Genomic DNA, 1,883 nt, shown 5'->3' with positions numbered 1-1,883 from the left:
GGAGGAAGGAAATATTCATCAACTTTGTAAAAATACTCTAAAACTCGTGAGAACCTGGAATATTCACATGGGGATCGTAAGAGACATTGTGCTTGATGAGTATGGTTTATATTCCTGTGGAGAAGATGGGAGAGTTGTTCATATAGTTGGCTTTCTGGATAAATGGAATGAACTGTTTAGGCATGAAAATTTTGCAACTTCGCTGTGCTGGCTAGAAGATAATCTTCTTGCTTCTGCTTCCTATGCTGGTCGAATAGAAATACATCAATTGGGTTAGCGTACACTTCAGTTAGGCTTTCGATTAGCAATATTATCCGCATTAATTGATTCCCCCTCCTCGACAGCAGCCCCTCAACGTAGAGCGCTTTGAATGTCAAACAAAGCGCAGGGGAATTCAGTTTCTGATTGTCGTTGGAGCGGCAAGTAAATGCTTAGTTGTTGTTCTGGACGAACGTCAATTTTGATCGAGAGAGTCGATCAAAACAGAGCCATGAAATCTTTGTTTGGACAAAGCTTTCATTAGCGAATTGTGGAATTCGCTCTCTGCCGACTCCGCTCGTAGGCGAGCTGCGCATAAACCCATTGGCTGAACGCCATATGGATTTATTTACCAGTATCGGGGGCGTCTGACATTTAGGAAGGTTGATTCAGTTTGTCTCTTAGTTCTAGAAGTTGGTTTGCTGTGGCCTTAATTTCGTCATGCATATGCAACTTATCTAGCCAAGATTTCTTAATGTTACTCGCTCCGTAATATGCTCCAGAAATCTGTCCACAAATTGCGGCAGTGGTATCGGCATCATCGCCCAAATTTGCAGATTTTAGTATTGCGGACTCATAAGAATCTGTTGTGAAAAATGACCACAGAGCCGCTTCTAGAGAATGAACGACATAGCCACTTCCTGATATTTCTTGTTCTGATTTGTTCAGGAATCTTCCATCTGAGATTAAGTTAATCTTTTGTGTATAAGGTTTATATGAAGAGCTATTCAATAAATCGCCTTTATCAACTCCATCTAGCGTAAGACATAGCAGATCTGCAAAGTATTTGCACGCATCGATGCACTCTGCTGTTCCATGAGTCGTCCTTGAACTTTCTCCAGCATACTTAATCACATTATCGATATTCCCATAGTAAGTCATTGGAACAGGTGCTAGACGCATTAGGGAACCATTGCCTGCGCAATCAGGTTCTATTGAACCAGCGAAGGGCTTTTTATTCTCCAAGTATTTATTGAGTGCCTCAACAACAGTGGAACCGATATCGAAACATTCGCCAGTACTGCTCAGATAACCCCACTGCCACCAATTACAATAGCGATTCATTTGGTCAATAGGGTCAAATCCATTCCGTTGAATAAGAGATTCCGCAAGGCAAAGTGCCATAGAGGTGTCATCTGTCCATTGGCCCGCTCTAAGACCAAAGGGTCCTCCGCCGATCATGTCATCAATAGGCGTAAAGCTTCCCTTTGGCATAAATTCGAGTGTTGTTCCAATTGCATCACCAACGGCGAGTCCAAGAAGGCACCCTTCATAACGGTCTAGTAGGCTTAACATAAATATCTAAATTCCGTATTCCTTTGAAGCAGTCATCTTTTATGCGGCACTAAAGTTATTACCTGTTAGAGCTTTCGGTTTTGGTAATCTGAAAAGTCAGGTTTATCTCTTTCGAAATTTGTCATTAATGGTGATGCAACCAGAAAATCAGCGGTACTCTCATTACATGCAATCGGGATATTCCAGAGAGATGCGATACGTAAAAGCGCCTTGATATCAGGGTCATGAGGCATTGGTTCAAGTGGATCCCAGAAGAAGATAAGCATATCTATTTTTCCTTCAGAGATTTTTGCACCAATTTGTTGGTCGCCGCCTAGAGGACCGCTATG

General features: G+C 42.2%; 3 protein-coding genes. 1 reads left to right on the top strand and 2 read right to left on the bottom strand.

Annotated elements, in window-relative coordinates:
- Positions 1–277 (top strand): hypothetical protein (locus tag A3739_RS01310; RefSeq protein ID WP_231876970.1); only part of this gene is annotated, 277 nt, incomplete at its 5' end.
- A 356-nt stretch (positions 278–633) separates the two neighbouring features.
- On the opposite strand, the gene A3739_RS01305 is transcribed toward A3739_RS01310, so the two are convergent.
- Entirely contained in the window at positions 634–1,554 is a 921-nt protein-coding gene (locus A3739_RS01305) for an ADP-ribosylglycohydrolase family protein (RefSeq protein WP_068479459.1), read from the bottom strand.
- Between the two features lie 65 nt (positions 1,555–1,619).
- The coding region (locus A3739_RS01300; RefSeq protein WP_156502228.1) for a methylglyoxal synthase at positions 1,620–1,883 on the bottom strand (264 nt) is incomplete at its 5' end.

This window comes from Oleiphilus sp. HI0067, from assembly GCF_001635735.1.
This window is presented reverse-complemented; position numbering and strand designations above follow the sequence as displayed.